Source organism: Petrimonas sp., from assembly GCF_963921705.1.
GTDB classification, from domain to species: Bacteria; Bacteroidota; Bacteroidia; order Bacteroidales; family Dysgonomonadaceae; genus Petrimonas; species Petrimonas sulfuriphila.
The window spans coordinates 1,332,233-1,354,146 of record NZ_OY997410.1; the positions used below are offsets into that span (position 1 = coordinate 1,332,233).

General features: G+C 42.3%; 15 protein-coding genes. 8 read left to right on the forward strand and 7 right to left on the reverse strand.

Annotated elements, in window-relative coordinates:
- Positions 1-12 precede the first annotated feature (12 nt).
- From AACM02_RS05565 to AACM02_RS05595, 7 genes are all read right to left on the reverse strand, one after another.
- On the reverse strand, positions 13-3,108 hold the full coding sequence (locus AACM02_RS05565; protein ID WP_339116317.1) for a TonB-dependent receptor: 3,096 nt from the start codon (positions 3,106-3,108) through the stop codon (positions 13-15).
- 897 nt (positions 3,109-4,005) lie between these two features.
- Entirely contained in the window at positions 4,006-4,530 is a 525-nt protein-coding gene (locus AACM02_RS05570; RefSeq protein WP_339116318.1) for a lipid-binding protein, read from the reverse strand.
- A gap of 26 nt (positions 4,531-4,556) precedes the next feature.
- A complete protein-coding gene (locus tag AACM02_RS05575) occupies positions 4,557-5,246 on the reverse strand; it encodes a BT_2262 family domain-containing protein (RefSeq protein WP_339116319.1) in 690 nt (229 codons plus the stop codon).
- Positions 5,247-5,270: 24 nt separating this feature from the next.
- Entirely contained in the window at positions 5,271-6,749 is a 1,479-nt protein-coding gene (locus AACM02_RS05580; RefSeq protein ID WP_339116320.1) for a SusD/RagB family nutrient-binding outer membrane lipoprotein, read from the reverse strand.
- Between the two features lie 15 nt (positions 6,750-6,764).
- Positions 6,765-9,986, reverse strand: coding sequence for a SusC/RagA family TonB-linked outer membrane protein (locus AACM02_RS05585; protein ID WP_339116321.1), 3,222 nt, complete (start codon positions 9,984-9,986; stop codon positions 6,765-6,767).
- Positions 9,987-10,549: 563 nt separating this feature from the next.
- Entirely contained in the window at positions 10,550-11,572 is a 1,023-nt protein-coding gene (locus tag AACM02_RS05590) for an FKBP-type peptidyl-prolyl cis-trans isomerase (protein WP_339116322.1), read from the reverse strand.
- 32 nt (positions 11,573-11,604) lie between these two features.
- Complete coding sequence (locus tag AACM02_RS05595; protein WP_339116323.1) at positions 11,605-12,189, reverse strand: FKBP-type peptidyl-prolyl cis-trans isomerase; 585 nt, start codon at positions 12,187-12,189, stop codon at positions 11,605-11,607.
- A 121-nt stretch (positions 12,190-12,310) separates the two neighbouring features.
- On the opposite strand from AACM02_RS05595, the gene AACM02_RS05600 reads away from it, so the two are divergent.
- The 8 genes from AACM02_RS05600 to AACM02_RS05635 all read left to right on the forward strand — a co-directional run bounded on the left by AACM02_RS05600 (position 12,311) and on the right by AACM02_RS05635 (position 21,879).
- On the forward strand, positions 12,311-13,018 hold the full coding sequence (locus tag AACM02_RS05600) for an NAD-dependent deacylase (protein ID WP_214024799.1): 708 nt from the start codon (positions 12,311-12,313) through the stop codon (positions 13,016-13,018).
- Positions 13,019-13,283: 265 nt separating this feature from the next.
- Complete coding sequence (gene mutS, locus AACM02_RS05605) at positions 13,284-15,872, forward strand: DNA mismatch repair protein MutS (protein ID WP_339117437.1); 2,589 nt, start codon at positions 13,284-13,286, stop codon at positions 15,870-15,872.
- Positions 15,869-16,474: a thymidine kinase gene (locus tag AACM02_RS05610; RefSeq protein WP_339116324.1), complete on the forward strand. Its 606-nt coding sequence runs from the start codon at positions 15,869-15,871 to the stop codon at positions 16,472-16,474. The genes mutS and AACM02_RS05610 overlap by 4 nt, the downstream gene beginning before the upstream one ends.
- A gap of 68 nt (positions 16,475-16,542) precedes the next feature.
- Positions 16,543-17,013, forward strand: a complete 471-nt coding sequence (locus AACM02_RS05615) for a hypothetical protein (RefSeq protein ID WP_214024797.1) — start codon at positions 16,543-16,545, stop codon at positions 17,011-17,013.
- Positions 17,014-17,158: 145 nt separating this feature from the next.
- Positions 17,159-17,446 carry a type II toxin-antitoxin system RelE/ParE family toxin gene (locus AACM02_RS05620; RefSeq protein WP_332457335.1) on the forward strand — a complete coding sequence of 96 codons (288 nt, stop codon included), beginning with the start codon at positions 17,159-17,161 and terminating at the stop codon, positions 17,444-17,446.
- Positions 17,427-17,729: a helix-turn-helix domain-containing protein gene (locus AACM02_RS05625; protein ID WP_332457334.1), complete on the forward strand. Its 303-nt coding sequence runs from the start codon at positions 17,427-17,429 to the stop codon at positions 17,727-17,729. Before AACM02_RS05620 ends, AACM02_RS05625 begins: the two co-directional genes overlap by 20 nt.
- A 101-nt stretch (positions 17,730-17,830) precedes the next feature.
- Positions 17,831-20,110 (forward strand): ATP-dependent helicase, encoded by a 2,280-nt coding sequence (locus AACM02_RS05630; RefSeq protein ID WP_332457333.1) that lies wholly within the window; start codon positions 17,831-17,833, stop codon positions 20,108-20,110.
- A 122-nt stretch (positions 20,111-20,232) separates the two neighbouring features.
- Entirely contained in the window at positions 20,233-21,879 is a 1,647-nt protein-coding gene (locus AACM02_RS05635; protein WP_214062407.1) for a diphosphate--fructose-6-phosphate 1-phosphotransferase, read from the forward strand.
- The last annotated feature ends 35 nt before the right edge of the window (positions 21,880-21,914 follow it).

A 21,914-nucleotide genomic window follows, 5' to 3' on the forward strand; every position in this document is an offset into this window, starting at 1 on the left:
ATTCGAAAATTTTTATAAGTTAATATTTACACCAAAAGTAATTGTACGTGGATACGGTACTGAACGGTTATCAAAACCAACTAATCTGTTTTGGTTTCTGTTTGTGCTGACTTCCGGATCGGTTCCGCTATAGTTGGTTAATACACCTAAGTTTGACCCTCTTACAAATAAACGGGCAAGGGAAACTCCAATTTTATTACTTAAAGTAGTTGGGAAAGTATAGCCCAAAGTAATGTCTCTTAGGCGAAGAAAATCAGCTTTTTCTAACCATAATGTAGAGTTGGAAGGCAATGAGGTTCTGTCGCCATGGTATATTTTGGGAATATCCGTTTCTTGCCCCGGAGTTGTCCAACGGTCTTTAATGCGTTCAATATTATTGTTAAGCATAAAAGTCATAAGGCCAGCATTGGTCTGGTTTAAAATGTAGTTGCCGCCGCCATATTGTAACCCAATTGTTAAATCAATATCTCTAAATCTTACTGTATTGTCCAAGTTCCCGTACCACGTAGGGGTTCCGGTTTTGCCGCTCTGTACGCTTAAGTCAGCACTGCCAAGAGGAGTTGCAACACTACCGTCTTCAAATTTCCATCTTTGTGCTTGTGGAACTGCAGGATTAGGATCATAATATTTTATTTTATCGTCTTTATCGTAATATCCAGCTCTACCTGTTTGTGGGTCAACTCCCGCATAGCGATATATACGCCAAACACCCAATGGTTCACCTACAATAGCCGAAGCTGTTTCCAAAATATCATCACCGGCAAGCGCCAATACCTTGTTGTTTACGGTCGTAAGATTAAACGTAGAGGTCCATCTCCAATCTTTTGTGTCAAAATTGATGGTATTTATCTGCAATTCAATACCTTGATTACGCATTGATCCGATATTGGTTTGGATAGATGAATTCGGTATTCCTGCCAGATGCATAACAGGGGCGGCTAAGATCATATCGCTTACGTTGCTTCTCCAATAATCAAAAGAAGCATTTATTTTACCGGATAAAAATCCTGCATCGATTCCGACATCTATTTTCTCCACTCGTTCCCATTTCAGATTTTCGTTTCCGATGACATTCATGCTTACACCGTTGATGTCCGCATACTGCCCTCCGGCGTAAGTTGTCCTGTAGGCATAAGGGCCAACATTACTGTTCCCTACAATACCCCAGCTTCCTCTAAGTTTCAAATCGCTGAAAAGATTAACATTTTGCATGAATTCTTCCTGTGATATTCTCCATGCGGCAGAAGCACCCGGGAAGTAACCTCTTCTGTTAGTTTTGCTAAATCCTGAATAAGAGTCTGCCCTGAATGATGCTTCAAAAATATAACGATCTTTCCAGCTGTAATTAACACGACCGAATGAACTTGAGTTTCCCCTGGAATTCATGGTCCCCCCAGCCATTGATTCTGTAAATAGTCCGTCGAGTATATGTTGGTATGTATCGAATACAAATTCGTATGCTCCAGCGTAGATATCTTGGTATTTGCGCTTTTGATATTCCAACCCTGCCATTAATGCAAAAGTGTGATCATCAATATTAAAGTTGTAATTGGCAAAATTTTGCCAGTTCCATTGTTTAATGAATGCAATATTCTCTTGTACCAACCCGCCGTATGATCTTCCTAATCCTGAAATAGATGGATGGCTGTATTGATCTTCGAAGTTATTTAGGTGGTCAACAGCAAAGCGTGAAGTAATCTTCAGACCTTTTACAGGAGATATCTCAGCGTAAGCATTTGCTAATATACGTTCAGAAATGTTGTCATTGCGTTGTAAATTTACAGTAGCTGTAGGATGGTTGAAGGCATTCAGAAATGTATTGGCTCCATTGTAGGCATATCTGTTTGCTCCAGCCCCCAGGCGTCCGAGGTTGTCAAAATAATAACTTCCATCCGCATTAAATTCAGGAACGTTGGGTGGGGCATTATATCCCGCAATGGTTACCCCGGCGAGGTATCCGTCGGAGAGTACACCTTTATTTTTTGTGTATGAATAATTGGCAGAAATACCAATTTTCAACCATTCTGTCGTTTGCGCATCAGCATTTAAACGTACAGAACCACGATCCATTTGGTTGCCGATTGTAATTCCTTTCTGATTTGTCCAGTCTGCCGAAGCATAAACACTCATTAATTTTGTTCCACCCGAAACCGAAAGACTGTGGTTTTGTGCTAAGCCTGTTCTGAAAACACGTTCCAACCAATTTGTTTCTGTTTTGTTAGCATCCCAATCTGCAAGTTTAACGCCAGCTCCATATGTATTAGCTGCTTTTTCGTTGGTAATATCAATAAAGTCCTGAGCGTTAAGCAGATCTGGTAGTCTGGTCGCTTTTGATGTTCCAATGAAACCATTATAAGAAACGGTTGTTTTTCCTTCTCTACCTCTTTTTGTAGTTATAAGCAGTACTCCATTAGCCGCACGAGAACCGTAAAGAGCAGCAGCTGCTGCATCTTTTAATACCTCCATCGATTCAATGTCGTTGGGATTTATAGTGGCCATAGGATTAAAGCGTGTTCCATTACCGCTGTTGAATACATTTAAGTTGGTTGTTTCGGTAACGGGTACTCCATCGATAACTACAAGAGGTTGAGATGACAGTGAAATAGAGTTAGTCCCACGAATACGGATACTGACACCGTCGGCCAATAATCCGGAAGATTGCGTAATTTGCACACCTGCTGTTTTACCGGCTAACGCCTGATCGAAACTTTGCACGGGCAAGTTATTTAATTGATCTCCTTTTACAGATGTTATCGCTCCAGATAACGAGGATTTTCTCATGGTCCCGCCATATGCTGTTATAATTACTTCCTCAAGGAGTGCAGCGTCACTTGCCAAAACTATTCTTACATTCGCACTTACCGGCACTTCTTGGGTTGTATATCCTACATAGGAGACAACCAAAGTGCCTCCGGTGGGAGCGGTAATCGTAAAATTACCATTTGCATCTGTGACGGTACCCTGCGTTGTGCCTTTCACTTGAATGGTTGCACCAATCGCGGATTCTCCGGTTTCATCCACCACAATACCTCGTACTTGTGTCTGAGCCAGCACAATCCCTATTCCTAAAAAGAACAGGGATAAAAACATAGTTAGTTTTCTTTTCATAAACTCTACTTTTAAATTAAACAATTATAGTATAAATCATTTTTTCATTCTGAGACAATCGCTGTAGTAATTAAAAAACATACGTTTTTTGAGGTGGAAAAAAAAGGTATCAAAGCAAATCTTTGATGGGCTTCCTGTCGTAAGCGATTAACATAAAATAAGTTTCCTTATTTGTTTACAAATATAAATTAATTTTTTATTATTAAATTACTTTTTGCAATATTCTTTAGCATAATTAAGCCAATAATTCTAACTAAGTTGTAAGTTGTAAGTAATTTCTTCTCATAGATTCTGCATTTTGATTATTTTTAATTAAATTCAAATGATAATAAAATAATTAAAAATAATTGGAAGTTTATTCTTTTTGTATGAATAAAAAAGCATGAATCACCTTTAGGAGGGGACGTGGCTCTCTATTCATAACTGATTAGAATATATTTTAACTCAAAGTTAGTGCAAATATAAATTAAAATTTCTACACCAAATTGTTTTTTTGCATTTATTTTTATTTTTTTGTAATATTCTTTTGAAAATCGAAGTGTTTGCATTACACTTTAAAAGAAGTTGTGCATTGAATACAACAAAAACGAAGCTAGATATTTTCAAAAAAATAACTAGTTTTTTTGTGTTCAATCTACGGTCATTTTGAGTGGTTAAGTCCGTTACGAGGATTAGAAGTCAACCAGATGATACAGGTAAAAGTGTTACTTTTATAAGTTGAATTAGGAATACGCCTAATGAAAGTGAGTAATCTGAAGTATGCCTTCGGAAATACTTGTTTTTTAAAATACGGATTGTATAAAAATGAACCTATGGTCAGGGAGGTTGGAAAAAGAAAATAGGAAGAAAACTACTTTGTTTTCCTCCTACCCAATTAAATTAGATCATATTTCAGAATCACTCATCTGCCTCAAAACCGGAATAGCGATAACCGGAAACGCGATAACCATAATAACCGTATGCTTCCGGATAAGGGTCATCATCAAAGGTTACGGTAAAGACAATGCTATCGGCAGGCATCCCACTGGGTGTAGTTGCCGCTCCGAGAATTATTTTACCGTCCTCAATGGTTACCTTTGATTCATATGCTTGGTTGTCAGCATTCTCCGCAGCAAATGTCATTGTTTCGAAGTTGATATTAATCCGGGCTTTAAAATCCCAGAAATTACCGTTGTCATTGATCCACATCTCTGTAAGGCTGTTGGAAGAGGTATTATAAGTGTCAAGATGAAAATAACCGATTCCGAAGAGATCAGTATCTTCGAATACCACATTCCCTTCTGAATCAACAGCATCAGCCACCACAAACCACTCTCCAGCCATTTTCTCAGTAGCGGCACCTCCTATCTCATCTTTTTCACAAGCAGTGAACAGGATTACAAATGCCATTACGAGGATTCCTGCTAATATTCTTTTTTTCATATCAATCAATATTTGGATTTTAAAAACTATTTTGACATAGTAACATCAAAAGTATAACCTGCTTCCCAAACTGCTTTGTACGCAATTACACCTGTTACCGGATTATAGGTCCCTTCTACATTAGTGAACGAATCTCCCCAAGGATTGGACATGTCAAGGTGAATAACTTCATTATCTCCATTAATTTGGATTAATCCATTAAACATATAATCTTCTCCATAATCTCTACCTATCGCATAAAATCCAGCAATCCAATCATCTATCATGTATATACCAGGAATATGCGTAGAAGTTAATGTGACTGGATTATTACTATAGCTTTCTGTTCCACTTCTTATAACACTTGCATTATAGGTACCTGAAAGATCAGTGGTGTTGAGATTACTATCATAAACATAGACTTTCCTTCTGACGGTTTTTTTAAAGCCATCAACATTAGTTGCTGAGTAACCAATATAATAGAGCCCAGGCTCCTGTATATTTACATTTGATGAAACATTCACGTCTATTTCAACTCCGTTCTCTGTTGCAGTAGCTCCAGGATCATCAAATGCTTCACCGAGTCCAATATATACGGTTTCGTCTCCTTCCATCACTATATCAGGATAATAAGTGATATTAGTAAATCCTGCAGTTGATTCGTCTTCGCAACCTGAGAAACAAAGAATAAAGAAAACAAGTGCAAGAATACTCAATATTGTCGTTATTTTTTTCATATCAAAAAAAGTTATAATTATGTTTTACTGCGCCCAAAAAACCGGTGTTGCATCACCTTTGTCGTCAGGTGCATTGCTATTGCGGCTTATTGAGCTCTCTGCATATCTGAGACGTTGCAATACTTTACTTGCTCCCAAATCTGTATTATACTGTATTGGAGTGTAAAGAGTACCTGCAATATATAATTCAGGAGAAAATACATCGTTAGCCACACTATATATCTCTGATCCAGTAACACTACCAAATGATGGATATTTTAAGCGTCTCAATTCACACCAAGCTTCAAAATTGTTGATACCGCCAAGTGCTATCCATTTCTGGATACCAATTATTTTTTTGTAGTTTTCAGCATCCCACTGATAATGCATGTTGTAAATATTTTCCGCACCGATTGCACCGCTCATCTCAAAAGAAGCTTCAATAGCTGCTTTATAGTGTTGCTCTGCTTGAGAAGATCCATTACGAGCATAATATTCGGCAAGGAAGAATTCAATCTCAGCAACCGTAATAAGGTAAACTGGCATATCATAAGTAAAAACAGGGCGACAAAAGTAATCAGATTGATATTGATCAGATGTACTAAAGTTAGTCCCAGAAACGCCACCTGTATATACACCATCTTTATTTGGCGTGAAAAACTTTTGTGCACGAGAATCTTGACTTTCAAGCATAGTCTCCATATATGCCAAATTGGCAACTATATTAATTTGAGTAGAACCAAAATAAGTAGCATATTCTTCCTGATAAAAAGGGCTAGCTTTTCCTGATTCATCTGTCCAAATATTATCATACGCTACATCAGATGTTGGGAAATTTCCTTCGTTGATTAATGTAGCCAGAGAAGAGTTGACATCTTGTGTGTTACTCATGCGCATCAGAATTTTTAATTTTAATGCGTTTGCAAATTGAATCCATTCTTCGGCAGTTGCTGATCCGAAAAGAAAATTGGTGGTAACAACACTAGAGGGTGTTGCATTTGATAATGCTTCATCAAGTTCAGCCAGGATTCCGTTGTAGATGGTTAAACCTTCATCGTATACAGGTGAGAGGTTTCCCACATCAAGGCCTTCAGTATAGGGTACTTCGCCATAAGCATCAACCAACACCTGATAGGTGAATGCACGGAGTGTTGTTGCGGCCAAATAGGTACCCCATTCTTCAGATGCAGAGGTTTGTTCACGAATCACTTCAAGATTTTTCAGCACCCTTGCATATAATTGTGTATATGTACTACTTGATCGTGTAGCAGACATTTTGAACTGTGAATAATCCACATAATTGCTGGTTCCAAAGCTATGTGCATAGTGCTGTGCATAGTAACCACCAATGATTCGAAGGAAATTACCATAACTTGCAGCAAGATTCATCTCTGCACCGGGCAATATCATTCCAGCGTTCACATTCTCATCTGAGGGAGAATTGGGATCTGTGTTAATGTCTAGATAATCCTTACACGACGATAATCCCAAAAGGATTGAGAATAGTATGATCAATTTTTTCATATCTCGTTTCTTTCTTTAAAATTTCACATTCACGTTGAATCCGAATACTCTGCTTGAGGGATTCACATACAGTTCACCAAAATTACCTTCCAAATCGGTACCGGTTGTACTTCCTTCCGGATCAATATAGTGATTATCTGAAGGTGTCCAAACAAATGCATTGTTGACAAATGCAGATACCTCGATATCACTTAATTCAATATTATTCAGCCATCTCTTGGGTAATGAATAGGCTAATGTTATATTTCGCAATTTTGCAAAGGTTCGGTCTACCAAGTAAGCCATTCCTCCATTACCCCATCCATAGGTGTCGAAATATTTCTGATAGCTGCTGTCTGTAAGTTTTAGTGCCGTTGAGTTTTCTTTAAAGGAAGTGATGTTTCCATTATCATCTCTCTCAACTTGCACAGAATTGGGAATCACAAAAGGACGACGATCGTTATAAACCGTAACAATTCCGTTTCCGGTAAATTGCATCAGGTTCTTGGTGCGTGAGAAAAGGGCCCCACCGTAACGCACATCTAACGCTGCACTTAAAGTAAAACCATAAGCAGATAATGAAGTGCTTAATCCCCCAGTCCATTTATGATTCATATTCAATCCAGTATCTTCCACACTTGTTCCCAATACCGGCTGTCCGGCTTCGTCTACAATTAGATTACCGTAGTAATCACTGTTCTCATCGTCTACAAACTGGGGGAGATAGGTGTAGTAAGTTCCCATTGGTTTACCCTTTTCTGCATACATGTATACAGCGTCATTTCCAGCAGAAAAGTTGTAAATAGTTACTCTGCCGCCCTCCAAGCTCTCTGGCATAGAAAGTACCTCGTTGTAGTTCTTGGCAAAATTAAGATCCAGATCCCACCTGAAATTACGTGTCTGAATGGGTGTAGTTGTCAGTAATAGCTCAACCCCCCTGTTGCGAACCTCACCAAAGTTGGTCACCAGATTGGTGTATCCTGTTGACGGGTCAATAGGCAGGGTAAAGATTTGGTCACTAGTGATACGATTGTAAAATGATGCATCGATACCTGCACGACCATGGAAGAATTGCAGGTTTAAACCGGTTTCAAATTCGCTGGTCATTTCAGGGCGTAACGTCTTGCTCCCTGCTGTGGTGTTCAGAATAAAGGAGTTAGTCCCGTTCATCGGAAATGCGGCAATATCACTTCCATAATAACCGTTTGCAGCAGCCTGTACAAATCGGTCACTGGTAAGATATGGTCCGGCATCATTACCCGTTTTGCCGTAGGCCAGCCTTAGCTTTCCGAAGGAGAGCAGATCATTCTTGGGCATCAGTTCGGTAAAGAGCCAACTGAGAGTAGCACCAGGATAGTAGTAACTGTTTTTATCAGGTGGCAGTGTCGACGACCAGTCATTACGGGCTGTAAGGTTGAGGAACAACATCTCCCGATAACCCAGTGTTACATCACCGAAAAGACCAATCAGACGTCTTTTCATCTGAACTTCTGACAGATCAGTGCGAGTCGCACCATTGCTAAGATCCCAGAAATCGGTATAAAAAGTGAGTACGTCTGTTTGTCCTTGCATATAGGTGTAGTAACGTTCATTCATGTTGACACCGGCATTCGCAATGAATGAAAAATCGTCAAACACACGGTCGTAATTTACCAGGAAATCGTGGTTTAACTCGTAGGAACGTCTGAAACGGGAAAATACATAGCCGTCTTGGTTCATGTTGCTGGGGGCATAACCATAATCTTCGTTGATCAGTGCATCATCAAGCTTAATTTGAGGATAACCGATTTTCATGTCATAATCGGTGTAGTCAAATCCAAAACGATAGGTTAGGATCAAGTTGCTGAGGGGTTTTACATCAGCCTGCAATTTACCGTAGAGCTGTTTTGAATTCAATTGGTTATAGTTGTTGGCCAACGACCAGTAGGGATTGGTGATCCCGTAGGGTGTATAATAAGCTTCGGGGGTATTAAAAGGATTTGAAATGTCCTTCATATCAACAATCGATACATCACGCGGCATTTCATAAAGGCCGTCAATTACCGATGTACCCTGATAACTGCCCACCAAATCAGTTTTCGAATTGGCAAAATTGACTGATGACGAGACGGTAAACCAATCCGTCCCTTCGAAAGAAGAACGATAAGCAATGGTGTTGCGATTGTAACTATCGGCATCAGTAGGCATTATTCCGTCGTCGCTTGTATTTGAGTAGGATAGGTAATAGGTTAATTTGTTATCGTTTGAAGCTCCGCTTAAAGAAACATTGTTGTTGTAGGAAAGTCCAATATCGAAGAAATCCTTAACATTGTTCTCCCGTGCCGAATACTCATGAATCAGCTGCTGATTGTTCCAGATGGGTCCGTAGACCTGTGTTGAACCATCCAAACGAGGGCCCCAGGAACCGTTTTCAATAAAAGTCTGGGTGCCGTTCCAACCTTGCCCGAAATCGTTCTGAAAAATTGGATAAACAGACACCTGTCTTGCCTGCAGACCGCCGTTATACTGTATGGTAAAATTGCGATTGTCCCCTTTCTCTCCTTTTTTTGTTGTGATGATGATTACCCCGTTTGAAGCACGGCTACCGTATAACGCAGTTGCTGCTGCACCTTTCAATACTGTCATCGATTCAATATCATCAGAGGCTACATTGGCGACACCTCCCGCACTGATAGCATGCCCGGATGTGTTGATAGTACTGTTCTGCAGAGGCACACCATCTACTACATATAGTGGTTGGTTGTTACCATTAATTGAACTGAACCCTCGGATTATTACAGAGCTGGCGGCTCCAGGATCAGATGAAGAAGATTGCACTTGTAAACCGGCGACCTTTCCAGACAGAGAATTGGTGATATCTGTATTTCTTGCCTTTGAGATCTCATCTCCTTTGACGCTGGTGGCTGCGTAGCCCAGTGTCTTTTCTGAACGTGAGATACCCATAGCCGTTACAACCAACTCTTCCAACAACTCCGTGTCTGTTTTCAAAGTTACGTTAACACGAGCACTTACAGGAACCTCAATGGTTGTCATACCTACATAAGATATGACTAATGTGCCGTTGGCCGGTGCCGACAAGGAAAAATTTCCGTCGATATCTGTCACTGTCCCCTGAGAAGTTCCCTTAAGCTGAACAGTAGCTCCGATAACCGGTTCACCTGCTTCATCCACCACGGTACCGCGTACCTGCGTCTGAGCAGTTAGAATCCCTATCCCCACAAGGAACAAGGTAAAAAAGATAGCTAACTTTCTTTTCATAAACTCTACTTTTAAATTAAACTCTTTTCTATATCTGAAACTCATAATCGATTGTAATTTTCGAAAGAGTCGGCTTTGTGAGTATGGGCAAAGGCGGTCAAGTGAATGCTTGTCGCTTAAGAATATGCTCGTCGGCTTTTTCGATAAATCAGAAATCGTACAAATATATGTGAAAATAAAATAACACAATATATAATGTCGCGAAATTAACACAATACTTTTAAAAAAAATCAACGTAATATTTACACTTTATCGAACATTACGCTCAATAACCTCTGAAAACAAATTAATCTTAGTTTATAAGTTGCAATTTTGTTTTTCCCAAAACACCAGGTTATCAAAATAACCTAAAACGATGCAAAAATAACCTTAAAATTAGTATTGTGCAATAATTTCGTGTTAAAATCGATGATAAAACAAGTATAATACCTATTATTGAAGAATAATGATAGAGTTTGAATGGTTTTGTAGACTTTTTTTTCGTAGATCCGTATGGGTTAAAACAAAAAAACGGGACGACAAACAGCCGTCCCGTGAATAAATATAGGGTGATGTGTGATCGGTTACTTTTCTATCCCCAGTAATTCTACATCGAAGATCAATGTAGAGAAAGGTTTGATGGTTCCACGGTCTTGGGCGCCGTAAGCCAGGTTGTAGGGAACGTAGAGTTTCCATTTCGAACCGACAGGCATCAGCTTAAGCGCTTCCGTCCATCCGGGTATAACTTGTGTTACACCGAAAGTGGCCGGCTCTTTTCTATCGACACTGCTGTCGAAAACTGTTCCGTTGATTAGGGTACCGTGATAATGTACTTTCACTGTGCTGGCATCGCTTGGCATCGGACCGTTTCCTTTACGGATCACTTCGTATTGTAATCCACTGGGAAGAGTAATCACGCCTTCGCGCTTACCGTTGTCGGCCAAGAATTTTTCACCGGCAGCAATGCTGTCCTTGTACTGAACCTTCAGCTCTTCTTCCTGTTTGGCCTGTTCTTTGGCCTGAGCTTCTTCCACTTTACTCTGGATAAGTCCGTTGGCATCCATTTTTGAGATGGCAGTGCTTTGATTTTTCAATGTGCTGATTAAACCGGCCAACATCTGATCGTTGTTGATCTTTTTGGTTGAATCCTGACCAAACAGCATCGTCCCAAATTGAGGAAGCATTTGTTGAGAGATTTGATGGCCAATGCTTAATCCCTGGATATAAGCCGACTTCTCTTTTCCACCTTTCAACGATTCTTTCAATCCCTTGATGAATTCGTCGAGTTTTGGAGCATTCACCTTATTCAGTGAATCGATTTTTGCATTCATCTCTTTCTGCAATGCTTGCTTCTGGGTAGAATCAGCAGCGGCAATGCGCATTTGATAATCGTATTCGATATTGGATGCACCCTGGATAATTCCGGATTGCTCCAGGTACTGCATCAATCCGCCCTGGTCGGCCAGGTTTACGCCATAAGCATAAGATACACTATCTACATCGCTTTTTAACGATGCAGCAGGAGCAGAACTGCCGCCACCGCAAGATGTCAGCATAATTGAAAATGCTGCCAGTGCACCAAGTACAACAAAGTTTTTTTGTTTCATTTTTCTCTTTTTTTTTATTTAATGGGTTCTCTTTATTCAATCCCTAACAATTCAACATCAAAAATCAAGGTGGAGTTGGGCTCTATGGAACTCCCGGCGCCCTGGCTTCCGTAAGCTAACTCCGAAGGAATATATAACCTCCATTTGGAGCCGACGCTCATCAGTTGTAGTGCCTCTACCCAGCCCTTAATCACCTGGTTGACACCAAATACAGCAGGTTGTCCCCTTTCTACGGAACTATCAAAAACCTTGCCGTTTATCAATGTACCGTGATAATGGCACTTCACTTTTTCGGTTGCTTTGGGTTTTGGTCCTGAGCCTTCTTTAAGAATTTCGTATTGTAATCCGCTGGCAAGGGTAATAACACCGTTCTTCTTCTTGTTCTCTTCCAGAAATTTACGTCCGATTCTTAGGTTCTCACCCAGCATCTCGTTTTGCCTTTTGCTCAAATATTCCTGAATGTATTGATTGGCCTCCTGTGGGCTCATTTCTGCTGCGCCGTTGTTTATAACTTCAACGAATGCCTTTACAAACGAGTCTGTGTCAATCTGATTTAGCCCGGAATTAACAAGACTCGATGCCATACTCATTCCTAACGCGTAACTTAATTTATCCATTCAACTTTTTTCTTTTTTTCAATTTGGACACAAAAGTACGAATTTAATACGGAATAATTCTTCTTTTGGGTATAAAAAACTATATTTGTATAAGGAGGATAACCATTTAAACGGACAAAAAATGAAAAAGAAACTTGTTATACTTACCGGAGCAGGAATGAGTGCCGAAAGTGGAATATCGACGTTTCGCGATTCGGGTGGATTATGGGATAAATACCCCGTTGAAGATGTTGCCACTCCCGAAGCATTCCACAGAAATCCGGCACTTGTGTTGGAGTTTTATAATATCCGCCGGCGCGAGCTGATCCGTGCAAAGCCCAATGAGGGGCATGCCGGAATTGCAGATATGGAGAAGGATTTTGACGTTCAGGTAATTACGCAGAATATTGATAATTTGCACGAACAGGCGGGAAGTACCAAGGTACTGCACTTGCACGGTGAGTTGATGAAAGTGAGGTCTACCGGAGACGAATCGTTGATCTATGAGTTGCCGGCCGATAAACCGGAGATCAACATGGGCGATAAGTGCGAAAAGGGATATCAGCTGCGTCCGCATATCGTATGGTTTGGAGAGGCTGTACCGATGATTACCGAGGCTGCGGAATTGGCCGGGAAAGCAGATATTTTTGTGATAATAGGCACTTCAATGAATGTATATCCGGCTGCGGGATTACTGGACTATGTAAAAAAAAATGTTCCTGTTTACCTGATTGATCCCAAAGATGTGAATACCGGCCGGTACGATGTATTTCATATAAAAAAAGGGGCATCGGAGGGAGTGAAGGAGTTGCGCCAGAGATTGGGCGACCCGACGATAGGGCGAGTGTAAATCGTAAATAAAAAAATAGTATCTTTGTTATCCTTTTTCAGAAAAAAATCATTACACATTATTTAATAAAGGGATGATCCAAAATAATGTCGTATTTGCCAAGATTGAGAAAGATTAATTAAGATTGAACAAGATTGATAAACTGCCGCCCATATTCAATCTTGTTCAATCCGCCATCAATCTCATTCAATCTAAAACACAGTAATAATTTATTGGATATTTTAATTTATAGAGATTAGTGAGTAAGCAGGTAGTTGAAACCCCGATGATGAAGCAGTACAACGAGATTAAACAACAACATCCCGATGCTGTTTTACTCTTCAGGGTAGGTGATTTTTACGAGACTTTTTCGGATGATGCGATCACGGCTTCGGAGATCCTGGGAATAACGCTGACGCGCCGAGCAAACGGTGCAGCACAATTCGTGGAATTGGCCGGATTTCCGCATCACGCTCTTGATACGTATTTGCCTAAACTGGTTCGTGCGGGGAAACGTGTGGCTATCTGCGATCAGCTGGAAGACCCGAAGCTTACCAAAACGATTGTTAAGCGCGGTATCACCGAATTAGTTACGCCGGGTGTATCTATTAATGATAATGTGTTGAATCACAAGGAGAATAATTTTCTGGCAGCCGTTTATTCGGCAAACGGAAAGACGTTCGGCATCTCTTTTCTCGATATCTCAACGGGTGAGTTTCTCACTACCGAAGGTAATAAGGACGAAACAGACAAATTGCTTTCCAGCTTTTCACCCAAGGAGATTCTTGTCGAGCGGGGCAGTAAGCGCAAGTTTGGAGAATATTTCGGGTTGGACTACTTCTTTTTCGAACTTGACGATTGGATATTTACCGATGATGCAGCTCGCGAACGCTTATTAAACCATTTCAACACAAAGAACCTAAAAGGGTTTGGTGTGCAGCACCTGCTCCTTGGAATTATTGCCTCCGGAGCTGTGTTGCATTACCTGGATATAACACAGCATACGCAGATCAGCCACATTACGTCACTCAGGCAACTGGATGAAAGCCGTTACGTGCGATTGGATAAATTCACGGTGCGCAGTTTGGAACTGATTTCCACGATGAACGAAGGTGGAAAAAGTTTACTCGACATACTTGATAAGACCATCTCACCCATGGGGTCGCGCATGTTGCGCCGCTGGATGGTGTTCCCCCTCAAAGATGTCCGGCCCATAGAAGAACGCCTGGATGTGGTGGAAAACTTTTTCCGCGAAACAGCATTGAAAGAGCTGCTCGAGGAAAAACTCTCGCTTATTGGCGACTTGGAGCGAATCATATCTAAAGCGGCTGTCGGCAGGATCTCTCCTCGCGAAGTGGTACAGCTCAAGGTGGCTTTAACAGCAATAGAACCGGTACGTGAAGCCTTCCTGTCGTCCGAAAATGCCGGCCTTCAGGAGATGGGTAGGAAATTAGATCCTTGCTTCGTTATCCGGGATCGGATTGAACGGGAGATCTTTCCGGATCCGCCGGCTCTGCTGAATAAGGGGGGGGTGATTAAAAAAGGAGTGAACGGACAGTTGGATGAGCTTCGCGAAATTGCCTACTCGGGCAAAGATTACCTCCTACAGTTGCAGCAACGTAAAAGTACGGAAACGGGTATACCCTCTCTGAAGATTGCTTTCAATAATGTTTTCGGATATTACATTGAAGTGCGGAATACGCACAAAGACAAGGTCCCTGAAACGTGGATACGGAAACAAACGCTGGTAAGCGCAGAACGTTACATTACCGAGGAACTGAAAGAATATGAAGAAAAAATATTGGGTGCCGAAGAAAAAATTGTATCGCTGGAAACACAGCTATACAACGCTCTTGTGGAGAGCCTGATAGAGTATATTCCAACTATACAGGGTAACGCAACCGTTATGGCAAGGGCAGATTGCCTGTTGTCTTTTGCAAAATCAGCTTGGGAAAACAAGTATATCCGTCCCGAAATAAACGAGTCGGATGCCATAGATATCAAGAGTGGCCGCCACCCCGTAATCGAGAAACAGCTTCCGCCCGATGAGCCCTATATTGCCAACGATGTTTATCTCGACCGGGATTCACAGCAAATCATTATCATTACCGGTCCCAACATGGCTGGAAAATCGGCCTTGCTCCGCCAGACGGCGCTAATCACGATTATGGCGCAAATAGGGAGTTTCGTCCCGGCAGAATCGGCAAGGATCGGACTGGTGGACAAGATCTTTACCCGTGTCGGCGCATCGGACAATATATCGCTGGGCGAATCCACGTTTATGGTGGAAATGAACGAAGCAGCCAACATCATCAACAATATCTCGGAGCGGAGCCTTGTGCTTTTCGACGAATTAGGCCGGGGGACAAGCACCTACGATGGTATTTCTATCGCATGGTCAATAGTGGAATACATTCATGAGCATCCTCGGGCAAAAGCCAAGACTCTTTTTGCAACCCACTACCACGAGTTGAATGAGATGGAAAAATCGTTTAAAAGAATCAAAAACTACAATGTTGCTGTAAAGGAGATTGACAACAAAGTCATTTTCTTGCGAAAACTCGTGCCGGGAGGGAGTGAACACAGTTTTGGTATTCACGTTGCCAAAATGGCCGGGATGCCGCAGAGCATTACCAAACGGTCGGAAGCGATCCTGGAACAGATGGAAACAGCCAATCGCAGACAGGGCATCAAAAAGCCGATAAAGGATATTGTTGAAAAACGGGAGGGCTATCAGTTGAGTTTTTTCCAGCTGGACGACCCTGTTTTAAGCCAGGTTCGTGACGAAATACTCAATCTGGATGTCAATAACCTTACCCCTATTGAGGCTTTGAATAAATTGAATGAAATCAAGAAAATAGTGAAAGGGAAATGACGTACAACGAAAACAATCCCAACGAAACCCAGCGCAAAGGGCGTATCGAAGTCATTTGCGGTTCCATGTTCTCCGGAAAGACCGAAGAACTGCTTCGCAGGCTTCGCCGGGCGAAAATTGCCCGCCAGAAAGTGGAAATATTTAAACCGGTAATCGACGTGCGTTATTCGCAGGAGGAGGTAGTGTCGCACGACAAAAACTCTATTCTTTCAACACCCGTTGAGCATTCCAGTAACATCCTGCTGCTTGCGTCTGAAGTAGAAGTGGTGGGAGTAGACGAAGCTCAGTTTTTTGACAAAGGGCTTACCGATGTTTGCCAGCAGCTTGCCGACCAAGGTATCCGGGTAATAGTGGCTGGACTCGACATGGATTTTAAACGGATACCGTTCGGGCCGATGCCCGCCCTTTGTGCCATTGCCGATGATGTGACCAAAGTTCATGCCATCTGTGTCCGTTGCGGTTCACTGGCCTGCTATTCACACCGTATAGTGGCTGGCGAGAAACAGGTGATGTTGGGGGAAATACATGAATATCAGCCGCTTTGCAGGAAATGTTATTTGCAGGAACAGTTATTTTCTACTCCACCGGTAAACAAATTTTAAACAGGGGTGTTTATATAGACAAAAGTGTTAAATACACGGTGAGTAAATATTTATTAAAACATTAACTTATGAAACTTAGAAACTTATTTATCGTTACAGTCTTGGCTGTTACAGCCATAACCACAACTGCAAATGCTCAGAACTACAAAACCGCTTTTGGTGCCCGCTTAGGTTATGACAGCGGTATTACGCTGAAGCATTTCTTTGCGCCGGCTAGCGCATTCGAAGGTATATTGAGCGCTTCTCCGCGTTATTTTCAATTGACCGGGTTGTATGAATACCAGCAACCGCTACCGGGAGCACCCGGCCTGGACTGGTATGTGGGTTTGGGAGCTCATCTTGGAAATGTCTATTACAAGGATTATAACGGCGGTCGTTTTCTGCTAGGAGGGGATTTAATTGCAGGGCTTGAGTACGCGTTTCCAACGGCTCCCTTTGCGATTTCACTGGACTGGAAACCCTCGTTTAACTTTACCAACGACTACAACGACTACTGGTTTGCCGGGTTAGCACTTAGTTTACGCTACACGTTCAGATAAGAACCAGATTCCGGTACTTTATAAAAACCGTTCTCAACCGAGAGCGGTTTTTTTTACCATAAAAGTTGTATTATGATATAACTTTTGTTACTTTTGTCTTATGGGACGAAAAATAGTAGCTTACGGAGGATATTATGAATCGTTCATGAAAACATTAAGTAGTAATGAACGCAGAAAAATATTAAAGGCCCTGCTGCTATTTAGTGAAGAAGAAAAAATCCCGTATCATTATATTAAATATATTCGAGATTCAATTTTCGAATTTAGAGTGAGTTATGGGAATAGTGAATTTAGAATTTTCTTTATTTACGATGGAAATACAATTGTTGTATTACTCAATTGTTTTAAGAAGAAAACGCAAAAAACACCACAGAATGAAATAGAAAAAGCCATCAGATTAAAAAATGAATATTATGAAAGGAAAGAAGATTGAACTTTACGATATCAGCGCTGAATTGGAAAAAGAGTTTGGCGAACCCGGTTCACCTGAAAGGCGGCAAGCAGAACAGGAAGCATGGGAAGATTATAACGCACAGATATTGATGGATGCTCGAAAAAGTGCTCGTCTTACCCAGGAACAATTGGCAGAACGTGTTGGGGTAGATAAAGGGTACATTTCACGGGTTGAGCGCGGGTTGATTGTGCCAACCATCGGCACTTTCTATAAAATTGTAGCCGCTATGGGACTTTCGGTTGAATTACGTCCACACGCTTAAGAGAGAGTATGAACAATTATAAAAACCGTTCTCAACCGAGAGCGGTTTTTTTATGACGGTACGCTTAAAAATCGTATTTTTGTACTATATTATTCGAAAAAATGGAGCATCTCCTCAGTCAATTAAATTCCAAACAACGCGAAGCCGTTGAGTTCTGTGATGGCCCGTCGCTGATTATTGCCGGTGCCGGATCGGGAAAAACCCGTGTCCTGACCTATAAAATTGCTTACCTGCTGGAACAGGGCCTTCCGCCATATTATATACTGGCGCTGACTTTTACCAACAAGGCTGCTCGGGAAATGAAATCGCGGATTGCCGACTTGGTGGGGGAAAAGAAAGCACGTCAGTTGTGGATGGGAACGTTTCATGCCATCTTTTCACGTATATTGCGGAACGAGGCTGAACGGATTGGGTTCACTCCTAATTTTACAATTTTCGATTCTTCCGATTCCTCTAATCTGGTACGCCTAATCATTAAAGAGATGCAGCTGGACGACAAGGTGTACAGGCCGGGAGCTGTTCATAACCAGATATCGAGAGCGAAGAACGGTCTGATAACGCCTGGAATGTATGCCCAGAACAGGGAGATAATTGAGTACGACCGTGCTTCCAAACGCCCTCAACTGTTCGAAATTTACCAGCGTTACCAAAACCGGCTGAAGGCCGCCAACAGCATGGACTTTGATGATCTGTTGATGTATACCAATATCCTGCTGCGCGATAACCCCGATGTGCTGGAAGATTACCGGAACCGTTTTCAGTTTGTGCTCGTTGACGAGTATCAGGATACCAATTTCGCGCAACACCTTATCGTAAAGCAGTTGGCAGAACTGCATCACCGGGTTTGTGTGGTGGGTGATGATGCGCAAAGCATTTATTCGTTTCGCGGAGCCAATATCGACAATATCCTGAAATTTAAATCCACTTTCCCCCAGACGCAAATTTTTAAGCTAGAACAAAATTATCGGTCCACGCAAAACATTGTAAACGCTGCCAACAGTCTTATAAAAAAAAATAAGGAGCAGATCTTCAAAGAGGTTTTCTCGGAAAACGAAGAGGGTGAGAAAATTGAAGTGGTGAGTGCCTTTTCCGATTTTGAGGAGGGGCTTATCGTAGCCAATAAAATCGCACGGATGCGCTACGAAGGGCATACCGGATTTTCGGATGTTGCCATCCTTTATCGTACCAATGCCCAGTCGCGTATCTTTGAAGAGTCGCTGCGCAAGAAAAATATTCCGTATGTTATTTATGGGGGGCTTTCTTTTTATCAACGAAAGGAGATAAAAGACATCATCAGCTATTTCCGGCTTATTGTAAATCCCGGAGATGAGGAGGCGTTTCGCCGCATAGTGAACTACCCCACACGCGGAATTGGCGATGTTACGGTAGGTAAAATAAGTGAAAGCGCCCGTCTGCATAACGTCAGCTTGTGGCAGATACTCTCGTCGCCGCTGCAATATAACCTGGACGTGAATACGGGCACAGCCCGGAAACTTGCGCTGTTTCACGAACTGATAAACGGATTTATTGCCGGTAACGAAACGCAGAACGCTTATGAACTGGCTCAAACGGTACTGAAAAATACGGGTATCGTTAAGGAGGCTTACGAAGACCTGACCCCAGAAGGGATGAGCCGGGCACAAAATATTCAGGAATTGCTGAATGCCATAAACGAATTTGTGTCTGAAAGGCAGGAACAGGGAGAGGAAGACGTTCGGTTGGTGGACTTCCTTTCGGAAGTATCTCTGCTTACCGATCAAGACACCGGTGACGATGAAGGCAACGAGAAAGTCACCCTGATGACGGTGCACTCTGCCAAAGGGTTGGAATTCAATCATGTTTTTGTGGTGGGGATGGAAGAAGACCTCTTTCCGTCGAGCATGGCAAAATTCGAGCCGCGAGGTTTGGAGGAGGAACGACGCTTGTTTTATGTGGCTATCACCCGGGCAAAAAAAACGTGTACCGTTACTTTTGCCAGGAGCCGTTTTAGGAATGGAAGCACAAACGCTACACGCGAAAGCCAGTTTCTGAAGGATATCGATCCCCGCTTCCTGTTGATGGAGCAAAAGGCGTTGACCCCTGCCCGGGATGAGTTGGCCGATGGCTTTTGGGAATCGTTGCGGCAAAAAAGGGAAAGCAGCGTGTTTGTCAGACCGTCGAGCCGGATTCCTGTCAACCGGACCGAAAATTCTTCCTTGCAGCTCTCCGAAGAAGCTGGACAACTGAGAGAGGGAAACGTGATTGAACACGAACGGTTCGGCAGGGGAGTAGTCACTTCCATTGAACAATCGGGAGGAGATAAACGGGCTTTTGTGGATTTTGACTCTGCCGGACAGAAACAACTGCTGCTGAAGTTTGCTAAATTTAAAATTGTACAATGAAAATGAAGAGGATAAAAATAGCATTACCAATCGTTTGAGCATCTCAGAAAAAATTGCTAAATTTGAACTCTTTTTCAGGCAAACCATCAATAAGAAATAAATCTATTAAATATTAGAACAAAATGTCAAAAAGTGCTTTACAAATTGCAAGGGCCAGTTATGTCCCCAAGATGCCACAGGTCCTGAACGGTAATGTGCAGCCCAGAGAGGGTGCAGCTACTGCATCGGTGAGCGATCAGGAGGAGATTAAAAAACTGTTTCCCAACACGTACGGAATGCCCATCATCACTTTTGAAGAATCCCGGGGAGAAATGGGATTGGAGAATCCCGTAAATGTGGGTGTTATTCTATCCGGAGGACAAGCTCCCGGCGGGCACAACGTGATTGCCGGAATTTTCGACGGGATCAAACGGCTGAACCCTGATAGCAGGCTTTATGGGTTTATCCTGGGTCCTGCAGGACTGATAAACCACGAATATAAAGAACTTACTGCGGATATTATCGATGAATATCGAAACACGGGTGGATTTGATATTATTGGTTCGGGACGTACAAAGCTCGAAGAGAAAGAACAGTTTGACAAGGGATTGGAAATCCTGAAGAAACTCAATATCCGGGCGCTGGTTATTATTGGTGGAGACGATTCTAACACCAATGCATGTGTGCTGGCCGAATATTACAAATCCATTAATGCCGGTGTGCAGGTAATTGGCTGTCCGAAAACCATTGACGGTGACCTTAAAAACGGACAGATAGAAACATCGTTTGGCTTTGATACCGCTTGTAAGGTCTACTCCGAAGTAATTGGAAACATCCAACGCGACTGTAATTCGGCACGCAAGTACTGGCACTTCATTAAACTGATGGGACGTTCTGCCTCACACATCGCCCTGGAATGTGCGTTACAGACACAACCCAATATTTGTATCGTGTCTGAGGAAGTGGAAGCGAAGCAGCAATCGCTCGACGATGTTGTTAACGATATTGCCACCGTAGTGTTACATCGCGCAGAAAAGGGAATGAATTTTGGAACGGTGTTGATTCCGGAAGGTCTGATTGAGTTTATTCCAGCCATGAAGGCGCTGATAGCTGAGTTGAATGACTTCCTGGCACACAACCAGGCTGAGTTCGATTTGGTACGCCGTTCGGGAAAACGAGATTACATCATAGGCAAACTTTCACCTAAAAATTCCGAAATTTATGCCAGTCTTCCTGAAACGGTTGCGCGCCAGTTAACGCTAGACCGTGACCCGCACGGAAACGTACAGGTTTCTCTGATAGAAACGGAAAAACTGTTGGCGGAAATGGTGAAAACCCGGCTCGACGAGTGGAAAAAAGAAGGAAAATATTCGGGAAAATTTGCTACCATAACCCACTTTTTCGGATACGAAGGCCGTTGTGCCGCACCGTCGAATTACGATGCGGATTACTGCTACTCGTTGGGATATACTGCTTCGATGTTAGTTGCAGCAGGTAAAACAGGATACATGTCATCGGTACGCAACACAACTGCTCCCGCGTCTGAATGGATTGCCGGCGGGATACCCATTACGATGATGATGAACATGGAGCGTCGTCACGGGGAGATGAAACCGGTTATACAAAAGGCACTGGTTAAGCTCGACGGCAATCCGTTCCGGTACTTTGCCAGCCAACGGGAAAAATGGGCGATTGAGACCGATTATGTTTATCCGGGGCCCATTCAGTATTTCGGGCCGACCGAAGTATGCGATCAGCCGAGCAGAACATTGAAGCTGGAACAGCAATAACTCCCTTAACCCTACACACCTGGATAGGGGTGTAA